Source organism: Amycolatopsis sp. NBC_00438 (assembly GCF_036026695.1).
Lineage (GTDB): Bacteria > Actinomycetota > Actinomycetes > Mycobacteriales > Pseudonocardiaceae > Amycolatopsis.
In genome coordinates this window covers 3,357,279-3,373,563 of the sequence record NZ_CP107923.1, presented here as the reverse complement: position 1 = coordinate 3,373,563, position 16,285 = coordinate 3,357,279, and the positions used below count along the sequence as shown (strand labels likewise).

Sequence of the window (16,285 nt, the reverse complement as noted above, 5' to 3'; positions counted from 1 at the left end):
CGGATGCTCACTGGCAACGTTGTCAGTCACCGGCGCCGACACCCTCCGGGCCCTCGTGCCGTGCGTGACTGCCGCTTCGAGAACGGAGTTCGCATGGCGGAGGAGTACGGCGACGAGCCCGTGGAGATGACCTCGGTGTCCTCGACGGCCTCGGTGTCCCGGCGGAACGTCCTGGCCGTGGGCACCGGGCTGCTGGCCGGGTTCGGCCTGGCGGCCGTGCTGCCGGGCGTCGCCTCGGCCGCGCCCGCGGCGGCCGACGGCCAGGACGCCCGGACCGACCTGGCGCTGTTCCGGCCGGTGCAGGTCTCCTCGGCCGACTACGCCGCCACCCCGGCCGAGTTCGCCGTCGACGGCCTCGCCCAGGTCGGCGTCCGCGGCTCCGGCTGGCGCGCCACCCCCGGTGACGGCCAGTGGATCGTCGTCGACCTGCAGGGCCAGTGCCAGATCGAGTCGGTCGTGCTGACTTTCGAGGCCAAGCCGGGCGACCCGGCCCTCGACCTCGGCGCGTCCCGGACCCACACCGTCGGCGACGAGGTCTTCTCGAGCTACGCGGTGGCCTTCGACCTCGACGTCTCCGGCGACGGCAAGGCCTGGCGCACTGTCCACCACACCGACGCCGGGGCAGGCGGCGTGGTGACGATCCCGGTGGCGGTCACCGCCCGCTGGGTGCGGTTCACCGCGGCGAGCCGCTCGACCACCAACCCGCTGGGCCTCAACGGCTTCCAGGTGTTCGGCACCAGCCGCGACCACCGGCCCGCCGTCCGCGGCTGGACCAGCTTCCCGGTGCGCCCGCACGACGACCCGCCCGCCCTGGCGCTCGCACCCGACGGCACCGTGCCGCTCGAGTCCGGCTGGGTGCTCACGATGGACGACTGGTCGCCCACCGGCGACGGCGCCGCGCTGTCCGGCGCGTCGGTCGACACCCGCGGCTGGCTCCCGGCGACGGTGCCCGGCACCGTGCTCGCGTCGCTGGTCGAGCAGGGCCAGCTGCCCGATCCGGTGTCCGGCATGCACAACATGCACATCCCGGAAGCGCTGTCCCGGCACGCCTGGTGGTACCGCCGCCGCTTCGCCCTCCCGCGCGGCCTCGACACCTCGCCGGGCCGGCACGTGTGGCTGGAACTCGACGGCGTCAACCACGAGGCCGCGATCTGGCTCAACGGCGCGAACATCGGCACGCAGAGCCACCCGTTCGGCCGCGGCGTCTTCGACGTCACCGCGGCGCTGCGGCGCACCGGCGACCAGGCCCTGGCGGTCAAGATCTCGCCGATGCCGCGGCCCGGCAGCCCGAGCGACAAGGGGCCGGCCGGGCAGTCGTTCGTCGACGCCGGCAGCACGATGTTCGACAACTCGCCGACCTACCTCGCGGTCTCCGGCTGGGACTGGATGCCCGCGGTGCGCGACCGCGCGGCGGGCATCTGGGACCACGTCCGGCTGCGCTCCACCGGCGCCGCCGTGCTCGGTGACGTGCGCGTCGACACCAAGCTGCCCGGCGCGGACACCGCCGAGGTCACGCTCACCGTGCCGGTGCGCAACGCCGCCGCCACCGCGCAGCGGATCAAGGTCTCCGCCGCCTTCGGCCCGGTGAAGGTGTCGAGCACGGTCACCGTCCCGGCCGGGCAGGCCACGGACGTCGTGTTCCCGGCTCAGCAGGTGAAGAACCCGAAGCTGTGGTGGCCCAACGGGTACGGCGACCCGAACCTCTACGACCTGACGCTCACCGCGGCGATCGGCGCGTCCACCAGCGACCGCCGGACGACGAAGATCGGCCTGCGCCAGATCGGCTACCGGTACGACCTGCCGATCGTCATCGCCGACGGCCGGGCCACCCAGAGCGTCGACCTGGGTCCGCGGAACGCCCGGTACGTCCGGATGCAGGGCCTCAAGCGCGCCACCGGCTGGGGCTTCTCGCTCTGGACGATGTCCGTTGTGGACAGTGCCGCGCCGGATACCGACCTGGCGAAGGGCAAGACCGCGACGTCGTTGTCGGTCGCGGACGGCAACCCGCCGGAGAACGCCGTCGACGGCGACCCGGACACGCGCTGGACGTCGGCCTACGACGACAACCAGTGGCTGCAGGTCGACCTCGGCGCCGCGACGGCGTTCGACAAGGTTGTGCTGACCTGGGAGACGGCCTACGCGGCGACGTTCACCATCCAGGTGTCGGACGACGGTCAGACCTGGACCGACGCGGTGTCGGTGGACAACAGCCCGAAACCGCTGACCTTCCTCGTCAACGGCGTCAAGGTGTTCGCCCGCGGCGGCAGCTGGGGCTGGGACGAGCTGCTGCGCCGGATGCCGCAGGAGCGGACCGACGCCGTCGTGGCGATGCATCGCGACATGAACTTCACCCTGATCCGCAACTGGGTCGGCTCGTCCTACCGCCAGGAGCTGTTCGACGCCTGCGACAAGTACGGCATCCTGCTGTGGAACGAGTTCTGGGACGGCTGGTCGACCGACCCGGCCAACCACGACATCTTCCTCGCGCAGGCGAAGGACACCGTGCTGCGCTACCGCCACCACGCGTGCGCGACGGTCTGGTTCGGCTGCAACGAAGGCACCCCGCCGGCGGTGATCGACAACGCGCTGCGCGAGATCGTCACCACCAACACCGATCTGCTCTACCAGGGCAACTCCGCGGGCGGTGTGATCACCGGCGACGGCCCGTACCGCTGGCTCGACCCGAAGCAGTACTTCACCGGCGAAGCGACCGGCGGCAAGCACGGGTTCTGGAGCGAGATCGGGCTGCCGACCGTGTCGGTCGTCGAGAGCATGCGCAACCTCGTCGGCGAGGGTGACGCGGGCTGGCCGATCGGCGCGCCGTGGTTCCTGCACGACTGGTCCACCAACGGCAACCAGTCGCCGCAGACCTACCTGGCGGCCATCGACGCGCGCCTGGCGCCGTCGACGAGCCTCGCGGAGTTCTGCCGCAAGGCCCAGTTCGTCAACTACGAGAGCATGCGCGCGATCTTCGAGGCGTGGAACACGAAGCTGTGGGCCGACGCCACGGGCGTGCTGCTGTGGATGTCGCACCCGGCGTGGCACAGCACGGTCTGGCAGACCTACGACTACGACCTCGACGTCAACGGCAGTTACTACGGCGCCCGCAAGGGGTGCGAGGCGTACCACGTCCAGGCCGACCTCTCGACGTGGCAGGTCCGGGTGGTCAACCACACGCCGTCCGCACTCAGCGGCGTCACGGCGTCGGCGCGGCTGTACGGGCTGGACGGCGCCCCGCTCGGCGCGACGCGGCAGCAGAAGGTCGACGTCGCCCCGATCGAGGCCACGGACACCTTCACGGTGCCCTTCGACGCGGGGCTGCCGGACCTGCACCTGCTGCGGCTCTCGCTGACCGACGCCCACGGCGCGGTGCTGTCGGAGAACACGTACTGGCGGTACCGGACCGACGCCGCGATGCGGGCGCTCAACCAGCTCCCGGGCGCGCAGCTGACGACGTCGCTGCGGCCGGACGGCACCGGCTACGTCGCGACGGTGCGCAACACCGGCCGGACCGTCGCGGCGATGATCCGGCTGTCGCTGCGGGAGAAGAACGGGAAGGATCGGGTGCTGCCGACGCGTTACGACGACAACTACTTCTGGCTGCTGCCGGGGGAGAGCCGCACGATCCGCGTCGACCCGACGCGGCGGGTGCCCCAGGCCCGGCTGCAGGTGGAAGCGTACAACGTCGCGGCCAAGCTGATTTGACGCCCGGCCCCCGAGTTCGTCGGTTTCGACGAACTCGGGGGCTGATTTCGTCCGTGCCGACGAACTAGGCTGGCAGCGACACGCCTAGCTTCGGGAGGTGCTCGTTTCCGTGAACCTGCGCCCGCACGCCAGCCTCGGCCGCGTCCTCGACGACCTGGGCGGCACCCTCCTGGACCTGGTGCTCGGGGACGGCGACCGGGCCGGCGGCATCGGCGGCGTCGCCATCCACGACCCCCTCGACGAGCCGGCGCTTCCGCAGCACGCCCTCGTACTGGGCGTCGGCCTCGGCGACCCGGACGAGGTCGTCCGGCAGCTGCGGATCCTGGCCCGCCACGACGCCGCGGGGCTCGTCCTGCGCGCGCCGGTCACGGTGACTGACGCGGTCCGGGTCGCCGTCGAGGAGACCGGCGTCGCGCTGCTGTCCCTGACGCGCGGCGCGTCCTGGACCCAGCTCGCGGCGATGCTGCGGTCGCTGCTGGCCGAGGGCGACGTCGGCGACGCCGAACCCGAGACCCTCGCGGGGCTGCCGTCGGGGGACCTGTTCGCCGTGGCCAACGCGATCGGGGCGCTCATCGACGCGCCCGTCACCATCGAGGACCGCCGCTCCCGCGTGCTGGCCTTCTCCGGGCGTCAGGACGAAGCCGACCCGTCGCGCGTCGAGACGATCCTCGGCCGTCAGGTCCCCGAACGGTTCGCGCGCATGCTGGCCGACCGCGGCGTGTTCCGCGAGCTCTACCGCACCGACAAACCGGTGTACGTCGACCTGCCCGTCGAACGCCTCGACGGGCTGACGATGCCGCGTGTGGCCGTCGCGGTCCGCGCGGGCGACGAGATCCTCGGCTCGATCTGGGCCGCGGTGTCCGAGCCGCTGACGGCCGACCGCACCCAGGCCCTCTGCGACGCCGCCCGCCTGGTGGCGCTGCACATGCTGCGCGTCCGGGCGGGCGCCGACGTCGAACGACGGCTCCGCGCGGACCTGCTCAGCACGGCGTTGGAAGGCGGGGCCGCCGCCCGCGAGGCGCTGAGCCGGCTCGGCCTGGCCGACCAGCCGGTCGTCGTGCTCGCCCTGGCCGTGCTCGACAGCGGCGAGGCCGCCGACGCCGGCCTCGCCACCGAACGGCAACGTCTCAGCGACGGCCTGGCCATGCACCTGAGCGCCGTCCACCCGCGCTGCGCGGCCGCCCTCGTCGGCGACACGGCCTACGGCCTGGTCCCGGTGAGCCGCGACGCCGACGGCGAACAGCGCGCGATGCGGATCGCGCGGGACTTCCTGGACCGGGTGGGCGACCGCGTCCGCGCGGTCGTCGGCATCGGCCCGGTGGCCCGCAGCGCGGCCGAGCTACCGGAGGCTCGTGACAGCGCCGACCGCGCGTTGCGGGTGCTGCGCACGGGCAGTGGTGCGGGCCGCCGGGCCGCGCTGCTGGCGGACGTGCACGTCGAGGCGTTGCTGCTGGAGCTGCAGGACCTGGTCGCCGCCCGCGGCGATCGCCCGACCGGCCCGGTCGCCCGCCTCCTCGACTACGACGAGCAGCACCACGCCCACCTCGTCGAGACGCTCCGGGCCTGGCTCGACGCCTTCGGCGACGTCATCGCCGCGTCGGCTGCGGTCCACGTCCACCCCAACACGTTCCGGTACCGCCTCCGCCGGCTGGCCGAGGTCGGCGGCTTCGACATGACGGACCCGGAGGCCCGCTTCGCGGCGATGCTCCAGCTCCGAGTGGTCGCCCCGCCGCCGACTTCCTGAGCCCCGCCGGCCGACCCGCGTGATCCAGAGGCCAACTCACGTGATTGAGGGGTCAACTCGCGTGATTGGGGAGTCGACACGGCGCGTCTGCCCGGGCTTCGTCGTGTCGACCCCTCAATCACGCGTGCCGACCTCCTGATCACGCGAGTTGCCGCTCCAGTCACACGTGGTGCCTGCCGGGGTCGTCCGAAATGTCGGTGATTTAGCAACCGTTACCCGTCTGAAGATGGTCAGTTACCTACTTTCAGCCGGTGTGCTCACCCTTCGGGGCATGTGAACCTGCACGGACTTCACGTCAGGTGATCAAGACCTTCCACGGAGGTGTACCGGGTGTCACGCAAACGGGTCATCGTTGGGACAGCGACAGCGAGCGCTGCCCTCGTCGCGGTATCGCTGGTCGTGACCGGCTCGCCGGCGTCCGCGACCATCGCGCAGCCGTCGATGCGCGCGATGAACGCCCAGGCGATGCCGTTCGGCAGCGTGCTGCGGTCGCAGCAGGAGATCGGCGGCGTGCCGGTCTTCGGCGGGCAGACCGTCCAGATCCGCGACAAGGCGGGCGCGGTGCTCGCCACGCACGGCCGGACCACGAAGAAGACGTCGGGCGCGTTCTCGGCGAGCGACGCGGGTGCCGCCGACGCGGCCATCACCGACGTCGCGAAGCGCACCGGGCTCGCCAAGACCGCGCTGAAGGCCGACGCGCCGCGCGCCTACTGGTTCGACCCCACGCTCGGCGGGGCGAAGGGCGACAGCGTCGCCGTGCCGACCTACCAGGTCACCGTGCACGGCCAGAAGTTCCAGGACAAGTGGACCGAGGTCGTCAAGGCCGGCACACCGCAGGTCCTGACCTCGTGGTCCGAGGTCCGCGAGGCGAACCGCGACGTCTGCGACGCCGACCGCAAGGTCGTCAGCGGCACCACCGACTCGGTCCGCTGCGGCACCGCGTTCGACGTCGCCCGCAAGGAAGGCGCCGCGGAGTCGAGCGTCGAGGACGTCAACCACGTCTACGACTTCTTCGGCCAGGCCTCGGACTTCTACTCGAAGTACATCAACGTCGACCTGACGAAGCTGATCGGCGCCGACTACGGCGACGGCACCGGGACCGCGTTGCGCGGCACCGTCCGGATCTGCGTCGACGGCGAATGCCCGTTCGCCAACGCCTTCTGGGACGGCGAGCAGATGGCCTTCGGCGAGGGCGTCACCACCGACGACATCACCGGCCACGAACTGACCCACGGCGTCACCCAGCACACCTCCGGGCTGAGCGGCGGCCAGGCCGACTCGATCAACGAAGGCCTCTCGGACGTCTTCGGGAAGTTCATCGGCATCACCTCGAACGACCCCAACGACACCGGCGGCAACCGCTGGCTGCTCGGCGCGGGCTCGTCGCTCGGCGCGATCCGGAACATGAAGGACCCGCGCTCGTCGCTGTCCCCGCAGCCCGACATGGTCAACGGCCCCGGCTGGGAGACGAACAACCCGGACGAGCACATCAACGACGGCGTCGTCAACAAGGCCGACTACCTGATCACCGACGGCGACACGTTCAACAACCAGACCGTGCGCGGCCTCGGCCTCGACAAGTCGGTCCAGGTCTGGTGGGGCGTCGAGAACACGCTGACCCCGAGCGCGACCTTCAAGGACGTCGGCGAAGCCCTCAACTCCTCCTGCGCCGCGCTGGCCAAGGCGGGCACCGCGGGCATCACCGACGACGACTGCACCCAGGTCGCCAACGCGGTGAAGGCGACGCAGCTCGACCAGGACCCCAGCTGATCCCGAGCTGACCCTCCGAAAGGCCACCCCGGCAACCGTCCGGGGTGGCCGTTCGGCGTTCCCGGCCGGAAAACCGGTTGGTGCCCGGCGGAGTCGTCGCTACGCTCCCCCGGAACCGCACACCGCGCCGAACGAGAGGAGCCCGCCATGCGTCCGCGCATCGCCGTCTCCCGTTCGCGCTTCGAGGTGATCCTGGTGTCTTCGGGCCCGCGGTGTCGGCCGCGCGGCTGACACCGGACCCGTGACACACCTTTGTGGACAGTCACGCGGAATCGCGCTGCCCTGAACCGGATCACACCGCTTAGGACCGCACCGTGCGCACCTCGAACCTCGACAACGTCCGCAACCTCGGCATCCTCGCCCACGTCGACGCCGGCAAGACCACCGTCACCGAACGGATCCTGCACCGCACCGGTGTCATCCACCGGACGGGCGAGGTCCACGACGGCACCACCGTCACCGACTTCGACCCGCAGGAACGCGACCGCGGCATCACCATCTTCGCCGCGGCCGTGAGCTGCGAGTGGGCCGGCCACCGCCTCACCCTCATCGACACGCCCGGCCACGTCGACTTCACCGACGAGGTCGAGCGCTCGCTGCGGGTGCTCGACGGCGCCGTCGCCGTGTTCGACGCCGTCGCAGGCGTCGAACCGCAGAGCGAAACCGTGTGGCGCCAAGCGGATCGGCACGGCGTGCCGCGCATCGCGTTCGTCAACAAGCTCGACCGCGCGGGCGCCGACCTCGACGCGGCCGTCGAGTCGATCCGGCGTCGCCTGCACCCGGCGCCGCTGGTCGTACAGCTGCCGATCGGACGGGAGGACGGCTTCACCGGCGTCGTCGATCTGCTGCGCCCGCACTCGGTACCCGACGCACTGAGAGAGGAGGTTCAACGACGACGTCGCCGGCTGGAGGAGGCCGTCGCCGAGCTGCACCCGTTGGCACTGGACGAGTTCTGCGCCGCCGGGACCGTCTCGGCGGCGACCCTCGAGAAGGCCCTGCGCGACCTGACCCGCACCGGCGACGGTCTCGTGGTGCTGTGCGGCTCGGCCTACCGCGACCGCGGGATCGAGCCGCTGCTCGACGCCGTCGTGGCCTACCTGCCGTCGCCGGCGGACGTCACGCCGGTGCGCGAAGACCGGCCCGCCGACCCGGCGGCGCCGCTGGCCGCGCTGGTGTTCAAGGTCGTCGCGACGACCACCGGCCGGCTGACGTCGGCGCGGGTGTACTCGGGAACGCTGCGGAAGGGGGACCAGGTGCTGGACGCCGGAACCGGGCGTACGGAACGCATCGCGCGCATCCTGCGCGTCCAGGCCGACCGGTTTTCCGAAGTGGACACGGCAGTGGCCGGCGACATCGTCGCGCTGGCCGGGCCGAAGGCGGCCCGCGTCGGTGCCACACTGTGCGTGCCCGGCGACCCGGTGCTGCTGGAACCGCCGGTGACGGCGGACCCGGTGGTCTCGGTGGCCGTCGAGCCGCGCCGGTCGGCCGACGGCGAGCGGCTGGCCTCGGCGTTGGCGCGGCTGGCCGAGGAGGACCCGTCGCTGGTCGTGCGGACCGACCCGGAGACCGGGCAGACGCTGCTGTCCGGGCTGGGCGAGCTGCACCTGGAGGTCGCGGTGGAGAAGCTGCGGCTGACGCGCCGCCTCGAAGTCGTGGTCGGGCGGCCGGAGGTCGCCTACCGCGAGACCGTCGTGCGCGGTGTGTCGGGGCTGGTCTACCGGCACGTCAAGCAGGACGGCGGTGCCGGGCAGTTCGCCCACGTCGTGCTGGACGTCGAGCCCCTTGACGAGGGGTTCGAGTTCGCGTCGGCGATCATCGGCGGGCGGGTGCCGCGCGAGTACGTCCGCGCGGTCGAAGCCGGCTGCCGTGACGCCCTGGCCGAGGGCCCGCTGGGCGGGCACCCGGTGACGGGTGTGCGTGTCACGCTGGTCGACGGCGCCACGCACGTGAAGGACTCGTCGGAGATGGCGTTCCGCGCGGCGGGCCGGTTCGGGCTGCGGGAAGCGTTGCGCGCCAGCGCAATGCGGCTGCTGGAGCCGGTCGCCGAAGTTGTCGTGACGGTGCCGGACGACGTCGTCGGCGGGGTGCTCGGCGACCTCGCCGCGCGCCGGGGCCGGGTGGCCGGGTCGGCCGTGCGGTCCGGCACCGCGGTGGTCACGGCCACTGTGCCGCTCGCGGAGCTGTTCGGCTACGCGAACCGGCTGCGCAGCCGGACGCAGGGCCGCGGCACCTTCACGGCCCGGCCGTGTGGTTACGCCCCGGCGCCGTAACGGTCGTGAGTGTTCAGGGCGGTTCTAACCGCCCTGAACACTCACGACAAGCCGCGGCAGACTACTCAGCCGACGGCGACCGCGGCTACTCCTGCCACGAGGCGGTCGACGTCGGTTTCGCTGGTATACGGCGCGATCCCGGCCCGCACCGCCCCGGCGTCAGCGATCCCGAGGTGGCGGGCGGTCTCGATGGCGTAGAAGGTGCCGGCGGGCGCGTTGACCCCCTGGGTGGCCAGGAAGCTGTAGACCTCCGCCGGTGCCACGCCGTCGACGGTGAACAGCACTGTCGGCGTGCGCTGCCGGTCCGGTGCGCCGTACCGGGTGACGCCGGGGAGTGCGGCCAGTCCCGTTTCGAGCCGCGTGAGCAGCGCGTTTTCGTGCTCCTCCAACGCCTTCAGTGACCGGGCGAGCCGTTCGGGGCGGAGGCCGGGGCCCTCGACGAGGTTCGAGAGGAAGTCGATGGCCGCCGTCGTCCCGGCCAGCAGCTCGTACGGCAGGGTGCCCAGCTCGAAGCGCTCCGGCACGGCGTCGCTCGAGGGCAGCAGCTTGTCCGGGTGCAGTGTCTCCAGCAACGCCGGCGCGGCGGCGACCACGCCCAGGTGCGGGCCGAGGAACTTGTACGGCGAGCAGGCGTAGAAGTCCGCGCCGAGGGCGGCGACGTCGACGACCGCGTGCGGGGTCAGGTGGACGCCGTCGAGGTAGAGCAGCGCGCCGGCGTCGTGCACGGCCGCGGCGATCGCGGGCACGTCCGGCCGGGTGCCGAGCAGGTTGGACGCGGCGGTGACGGCGACGAGCCGGGTCCGCTCCGACAGCAGCCCGGCGACGGCGTCCGTCGCGAGTACCCCGGTCGCGGGGTCGAAGTCCGCCCAGCGCACGGTCGCGCCGACCGCTTCGGCGGCCTGCACCCAGGGGCGGATGTTCGCGTCGTGGTCGAGCCGGGTGACGACGACTTCGTCGCCGGGGCCCCAGTCCTTGGCCAGGGTGCGGGCGAAGTCGTAGGTCAGCTGCGTCATGCTCCGGCCGAAGACGACGCCGTCCGGGGACGCGGCGAGCAGATCGGCCACGGCCTGGCGGGCCTGGGCGACGACTTCGGAAGCGCGTCGTTCGGCGGGGGTGACAAAACCGCGGTTGGCGATCGCGGAACACAGCGTCCCGGCCACCGCCTCGCCGACGACGTCGGGGGTCTGGGAGCCGCCCGGTCCGTCGAAGTGGGCGGCGCCTTCGGTCAGCGCGGGGAAGTGCTCGCGGATCTTCTGCACGTCGTAGGCCACATCGCCAGCATGCCGGGTATCAATGGAGCTGGCGAGCCCGCGCGGGTACCGGGGGCGCGACCGCGGGCCGCTTGGGCGCGGGCGCGCGCAGGTGCCGCCGCAGCCGCTGCGTCGGTTTTTCGATGTAGCTCCAGGACAGCTGCCCGACGACGTAGGCGCTGGGCACGGCCAAAAGGATCAGCAGCCACACCTGACGCACCCCGGCGAGGATGAACAGCTGCTGGATCGGGAAGCCCCAGATGTAGGTGCCGTAGCTGCCGTAGACCCACGGCCCGGCCGCTTCGAGGCGCTTCGGCCAGTGCTTCGCCAGGGTGATCGCGCCGTAGGCGGCGCTGAGCGCGAGCGCGTACCGGCTCGCCGGCGTCTGGCTCAGGCCCAGGTAGGCGGCGAACAGGATCCACGCGTACAACGGCCGGAACGGGATCTTCTCCCGGTAGCTGTGCAGGATCACGCCGATCACGAACGGGACCAGGAACGACACCGTCGACCCGATCGGCACGACCAGCAGCGAGCCGCCCAGGCCGTGCTGCTCGAACGTCGCGTGCAGCACCGTGTCCGTGTAGACCATGCCGCCGAGGACGAGGAACAGGAACCAGCGCGGCATCCCGATCAGGATGATGATGCCCACGACGAGGACCAGCGCGTACCCGAGCAGTTCCATCGGCAGCGTCCAGAGCGCGCCGTTCACGGAGAACGGGTACGGGTTGCCGCTGAACACCCCGGGCAGTTCGTGCTGCATGTAGAACAGCACGGTCGTGCCGACCAGGTAGCGCCAGGTCTGGATGTGCGTCCAGTAGTCGTGCGCCGGCCAGGTCGTCACCAGCGGGCCGATGACGAACACGGTCACCAGCAGCACCACGACCAGCGGCGGCATGATCCGCAGCAGCCGCCGCGCGGAGAAGCGCCACCACGACGGGTCGCGCGCCCAGCTGTCCTGGATCTGGTAGCCGCTCATCGCGAAGAACCCCATCAGCGCGATGTAGCCCGGCGACATGTGCCAGGACGCGGGGAAGATCGTCAGCCGGTCCGGGTGCAGCAGCGGCATGCTGTGATCGACGATCACGGTGATCGCGCCGATCATCCTCAGCCACGCGAAGCCGACGTTCGGGTCGGCGTGAATCTTTGGCGAGGTCTTCGGCACGGTGGCCGATGTTAGCCCATCCGTCCGGTGGGGTTACGCCGAACGGGGCGGAACTCCTCGTGAGCCCTCAACGACCCCGGTTGCGCGCGTGGTCGCGGGCCTGGCGCTCGTTGCCGTGTTTGTAGTTGCCCGTCGCTTTCGCCATCACCAGCTGCGGGTCGTCCTTCTCGACGGCCGCGAGGAAGCGCGCGGCGGCACCCCCTCGCAGCGTCCCGGCGGGACGGCCGTGGTGGGTGATCGTCACGGTGCCGCGTTCGTCGGCCTGGTAGGCGAAGCCGCCCGGTGTCCCCATCGGACCAGGTTCGCCGGTCCGCTCACTCCCGGCAACCGGTTTTCCCCGGGGTGCATCCGGGGGATACCCGGATGGCGCAGCCGCGGGGAACCGACAGAATGCGGGGAGACACCGGAGGGGGAGCGGGTGCGGGGCTTACGGCGCAGGCTGGGCAACAAGTACGTGCTGCTGGGGGCGCAGCTGCTCCTGCTGGTGCCGCTGCTCGTCTCGGTCACCGGCGGCCGGCTGCGGTTCCCCGCGTACCGCGTCGACCTGGACGTCTACCGGCTGGGCTCGGCGGCGCTGCTGCACGGGGACGCGCTCTACGGCACGCTGCCCCGGACCCAGGACGGCCAGTTCCTGCTCTTCACCTACCCGCCGTTCGCGGCGATCGTGCTGACGCCGCTCACGCTCCTGCCGTACTGGCTGGCCTGCCTCCTGCTGACGCTGCTCACCCTCGGCCTGCTGGCCGTGGTCCTCTCGACTGTGCTGGGCGCGCTCGGCGTGCTGCCGCCGGGCCTGCGCGGCTGGCGCCGGATCACCGCCGTGCTGCTGCTCGCCGAGGTGCTCGAACCGGTTCTGCGCACGGTGTACGCGGGCCAGATCGACCTGCTGCTGCTCGCGCTCGTCGTGCTGGACGTCCTCGTGGACACCCCGAAGTGGCCGCGTGGCCTGCTGATCGGCATCGCCGCCGCGGTGAAGCTGACCCCGGCGGTGTTCCTGCTGTACTTCCTGCTGCGCCGCGACCGCCGCGCCGCCGTGGTCGGCGTCCTGACCTTCCTGGCGGCGACGGCGCTCGGGTTCCTGCTCGCCGGGGCGGACTCGGTCCGGTACTGGACGGGCGCGCTCTGGGACACCGGCCGCGTCGGCGAGCCGACCTACGCCGGCAACCAGTCGCTGCTGGGCCTGCTGGCCCGGCTCGGCGCGCCCGCCGACGCGCGGGCGGCGTGGTGGCCGGCACTGGTGGTGGTCGTGCTCGTGCTGACGGCGCTGGGAGTGCGACGCGCGCTGGCCGCGGGAGAGCGCACGATCGCGCTCGGCGTCAACGCCGTCGGCGGCCTGCTCGTCTCGCCGATCTCGTGGACGCACCACTGGGTGTGGGCCGTGGTCGTGCTGCTCGGCTGGGCGGAGCTGGCGCGCCGCACCCGGCGTCGCGGCCTCGCGGTGTTCGCCGGGGCGGGCGCGGTCCTGTTCGTCGCGGGCCCGCAGTGGTGGTGGCCCCGCGGGGAGCAGGTCGAGCGCCACTGGACGATCTTCCAGCAGCTGACCGGGAACGGCTACGTCCTTTTCGGACTCGCGCTGCTGCTCGCCGCGGTGCTGGTGCGCTTCCCGGCCCCGGAGTTCCTCACCGCTCGCGCGGCGGTGCGTTCCGGAGCCAGCCCGCTCCGAGGATGACCATAGCCGTGCCGAGCCCCAGCGCGAGGCAGACGCCGGCGCCGTTCATCGGCAGGACGTCGGTGACGGCGTCGGGCAGCGGGAGCAGACCGGCGATCCCCAGGACGACGTAACAGATCCCGCCGGCGAGCAGGAACCGGCTCGCGAAGGCGGGGGAGCGGGTGCAGAACACGGCGGCGGCGCCGGTGAGCAGGTGGACGAGCGTCCACACGCCGGACACGGCGAACACGCCGAACAGCTGGTTGTCGGCGGTGACCCCCGGGATCAGCTCGCACGCGCCGAGCACGAGGAACAGCAGGCCGATCAGCATGCCGATGCCCTGCACGGGGGCCGGTCCGGGTTTCGGCACCGGGGCCGCGGGTTCGATGGGCGTCATATGCCCCGGGTTCCCCGCCGGTGCCCCGGTCAATCGCGCCGGCGGGTGCGGGTGACCGGGTCGGCCCGGCGTCCTACGACGGGAGCCGCTGACCGAGCACCGCGGCCTCGTCGAGTTCCGGCGGGAACGGGCCGTAGGCGTTGTTCCGCGCGCCGCGGGTCCGCAGGGCCGGGATCGCGAACAGGGCCCGCAGGAACCCCGGCGGTGCCGCGCTCCGGCCGCGGGCCCGGGCCGCGGCGGACCGGCGTTCGACGCGGACCTGGTCGGCCTGGACGTGTTCGATCGCCCGGATCCGGTCGGCCTGGACGGCGGCGAGATCCGGTGTTTCGCCGCGGCGCAGCGCCGGGGCCAGCCGGTTCGCCGCGGCGACGGCGTCCTGGATCGCCATCAGGATCCCGTTGCCGCCGACCGGGGAGATGACGTGCGCGGCGTCGCCGAGCAGCAGCAGGCCCGGCCGGTGCCAGCGTTCGACGCGGGAGATGTCCACCGACAGCAGCGTCGTCTGACTGAAGTCGGTGAGCAGGTGCGCGCGGTCGGCGAGCCACGGCACGCGCTCGCGCAGGAACGCGCGGATCGGTTCGACGCCGCCGTCGCGCAGCGCGGGGTAGGAGCCCTTCTCGATGCTGTAGCCGACCTGCCAGTCGTGGACGCCGCCGAGGACGCCGACGTAGGCGTCACGCCCGAAGTACAGGTCGAGGTCGGCGTCGCCCGGGTCGGCGGGCGAGCGCGGCAGCCGGAACCAGAGCAGGTCGGTGGTGGCGCCCAGGGACTTCGCCGGCAGCCCGGCCAGCCGGCGCATCGTCGAGAACCGGCCGTCGGCGCCGACGACGAGGGACGCCGTCAGCTCGCCGCCCCGGTACCGGACGCCGGTGACGGTCCCCTCGGCGTCTTCGAGGAGGCCGGTGACCTTGGCGCTCGTCCGCAGGGTGAACGCCGGCAGCGCGCTCGCGCGTTCGGCGAGGAAGTCGAGGAACCGCACCTGAGGCATCAGCGCGACGTAGCCGAACGGCGTCGGGAGGCGGTCGTAGTCGGCGCAGCTGTACGTCCCGGCCGGGGTGTGGAACCGGAACGAGCGCGCCTTGAAGTGGTCGAGTTCGAGGAGGTCGTCGGCCAGGCCCAGGCGGTCGAGCAGCTCGAGGGTGTACGGGTGCAGCGAGTCGCCGCGGAAGTCGCGGTCGAAGTCGCCGTGGGACTCGAGGACGGTGACTTCGACACCGGCCCGGGCGAGCAGGTAGCCGAGCACCAGCCCGCCGGGACCGCCGCCGGCGACGGCCACACTCATCGCTCGTCCTTGTCCGACAAGCGGAAGACCGCCATGTCCGGCAGGTGCTCGCGGATCTGGGCGGGGCTCGCGTCCTGCGGGACGGGGAAGGCCTTGATCGCCCACGGCACCGCCATCGCCGCCAGGTACGTCGCGACGACCTCGGCCGCCTCCGCGCCGCCGATCTCGTCGGCCCGGCACTCCTGGCGTCCGGCCGCCGAGAGCAGCGCGCAGTCCGGCGTGGCGACGAGGTTGGCGACCCAGTCGCGGTCGCGGACGGGGGAGACGAGGTAGTGGCGGTCCGAGCGGGCGACCACGGCCAGGGGAGTCTGCCGCGGTGTGCCGGTGCTGCGGCCGCGCGTCTCGACCACACGCAGCGCGTAGCCGCCTTCGGGCGGCGTCTCGGCGGGAGCGTCGACCAGCTTCGCCGCCATTTCGGCGTTCATCGCACGGATGTCCACGGTCGTGCCTTTCTTCGGGGTCGCTAGACAATCTAGCAACATTCGCTAGTTTGTCTAGCGACCCCTAGGATGGCCCGGTGGAAGACAGTTCCGTCGCGCTGCGGGTGAACCTGGCCCTGCGCGAACTCCTGGCGCTCGCGCACGACGTGCAGCAGGCCCTAGCCCGGCGGCTCGCGCTCGGCCCGACCGACGTGCAGGCCCTGCAGCACCTGGCCGGCGGCGGGCCGATGGGCACCGTCGACCTCGCGCACGCGCTCAACATCCGCTCGGCGTCGGCCACCGTGCTCGTCGACCGTCTCGAAGCCGCCGGGCACGTCCGCCGCGGCCCGCACCCGAGCGACCGGCGCCGGATCACGCTCACCGTCACCGACCCGGCCCGCGCCGAGGTCCGGGCCGCGCTGGCGCCGCTCGTCGACGCGATCACCGCGCTGACCGACGGCCTCGAGCCGGACCACGCCGAAAGCGTCGCGGGTTTTCTCGGCGCGACCACGGAGATCCTGCGTTCGTACGCTGCCGAGGCCGGCTGATGTGCACGCCGACGTTCACTCCATTGTGTAGCTAGCCGCTCACGGCGGGTTCTTCTACGGTGGTTGTCTCCCTTCCCCCGGCGAGAGCGATCT

12 protein-coding genes are annotated in these 16,285 nt (G+C 72.3%); 6 read left to right on the top strand and 6 right to left on the bottom strand.

All coding sequences use genetic code 11. From position 1 onward, the window contains the following. Nucleotides 1–93 precede the first annotated feature (93 nt). The 4 genes from OG494_RS14795 to fusA all read left to right on the top strand — a co-directional run bounded on the left by OG494_RS14795 (nucleotide 94) and on the right by fusA (nucleotide 9,489). Complete coding sequence (locus OG494_RS14795) at nucleotides 94–3,705, top strand: discoidin domain-containing protein (protein WP_328455981.1); 3,612 nt, start codon at nucleotides 94–96, stop codon at nucleotides 3,703–3,705. A 97-nt stretch (nucleotides 3,706–3,802) separates the two neighbouring features. After that, nucleotides 3,803–5,449, top strand: coding sequence for a PucR family transcriptional regulator (locus OG494_RS14790; protein WP_328455979.1), 1,647 nt, complete (start codon nucleotides 3,803–3,805; stop codon nucleotides 5,447–5,449). A gap of 330 nt (nucleotides 5,450–5,779) precedes the next feature. After that, nucleotides 5,780–7,219: a M4 family metallopeptidase gene (locus OG494_RS14785; protein ID WP_328455977.1), complete on the top strand. Its 1,440-nt coding sequence runs from the start codon at nucleotides 5,780–5,782 to the stop codon at nucleotides 7,217–7,219. A 314-nt stretch (nucleotides 7,220–7,533) separates the two neighbouring features. After that, entirely contained in the window at nucleotides 7,534–9,489 is a 1,956-nt protein-coding gene (gene fusA, locus OG494_RS14780; RefSeq protein ID WP_328455975.1) for an elongation factor G, read from the top strand. A 65-nt stretch (nucleotides 9,490–9,554) separates the two neighbouring features. On the opposite strand, the gene OG494_RS14775 is transcribed toward fusA, so the two are convergent. The 3 genes from OG494_RS14775 to OG494_RS14765 all read right to left on the bottom strand — a co-directional run bounded on the left by OG494_RS14775 (nucleotide 9,555) and on the right by OG494_RS14765 (nucleotide 12,193). Then, a complete protein-coding gene (locus OG494_RS14775) occupies nucleotides 9,555–10,760 on the bottom strand; it encodes a cysteine desulfurase-like protein (protein ID WP_328455973.1) in 1,206 nt (401 codons plus the stop codon). Nucleotides 10,761–10,779: 19 nt separating this feature from the next. Beyond that, nucleotides 10,780–11,901, bottom strand: coding sequence for an acyltransferase family protein (locus tag OG494_RS14770; protein WP_328455971.1), 1,122 nt, complete (start codon nucleotides 11,899–11,901; stop codon nucleotides 10,780–10,782). Nucleotides 11,902–11,968: 67 nt separating this feature from the next. Next, on the bottom strand, nucleotides 11,969–12,193 hold the full coding sequence (locus OG494_RS14765) for a hypothetical protein (protein ID WP_328455969.1): 225 nt from the start codon (nucleotides 12,191–12,193) through the stop codon (nucleotides 11,969–11,971). 126 nt (nucleotides 12,194–12,319) lie between these two features. Here OG494_RS14765 and OG494_RS14760 point away from each other — a divergent pair, with 126 nt between their 5' ends. Continuing rightward, on the top strand, nucleotides 12,320–13,567 hold the full coding sequence (locus OG494_RS14760; RefSeq protein WP_328455967.1) for a glycosyltransferase 87 family protein: 1,248 nt from the start codon (nucleotides 12,320–12,322) through the stop codon (nucleotides 13,565–13,567). On the opposite strand, the gene OG494_RS14755 is transcribed toward OG494_RS14760, so the two are convergent. The 3 genes from OG494_RS14755 to OG494_RS14745 form a co-directional block, all read right to left on the bottom strand. Further along, on the bottom strand, nucleotides 13,518–13,943 hold the full coding sequence (locus tag OG494_RS14755) for a DUF4383 domain-containing protein (RefSeq protein WP_328455965.1): 426 nt from the start codon (nucleotides 13,941–13,943) through the stop codon (nucleotides 13,518–13,520). The genes OG494_RS14760 and OG494_RS14755 overlap by 50 nt on opposite strands. A 73-nt stretch (nucleotides 13,944–14,016) precedes the next feature. After that, nucleotides 14,017–15,225: an FAD-dependent oxidoreductase gene (locus tag OG494_RS14750; protein WP_328455963.1), complete on the bottom strand. Its 1,209-nt coding sequence runs from the start codon at nucleotides 15,223–15,225 to the stop codon at nucleotides 14,017–14,019. Next, complete coding sequence (locus OG494_RS14745; RefSeq protein ID WP_328455961.1) at nucleotides 15,222–15,665, bottom strand: nitroreductase/quinone reductase family protein; 444 nt, start codon at nucleotides 15,663–15,665, stop codon at nucleotides 15,222–15,224. Before OG494_RS14745 ends, OG494_RS14750 begins: the two co-directional genes overlap by 4 nt. A 77-nt stretch (nucleotides 15,666–15,742) precedes the next feature. On the opposite strand from OG494_RS14745, the gene OG494_RS14740 reads away from it, so the two are divergent. Continuing rightward, nucleotides 15,743–16,192: a MarR family winged helix-turn-helix transcriptional regulator gene (locus OG494_RS14740; protein ID WP_328455959.1), complete on the top strand. Its 450-nt coding sequence runs from the start codon at nucleotides 15,743–15,745 to the stop codon at nucleotides 16,190–16,192. Nucleotides 16,193–16,285 lie beyond the last annotated feature (93 nt).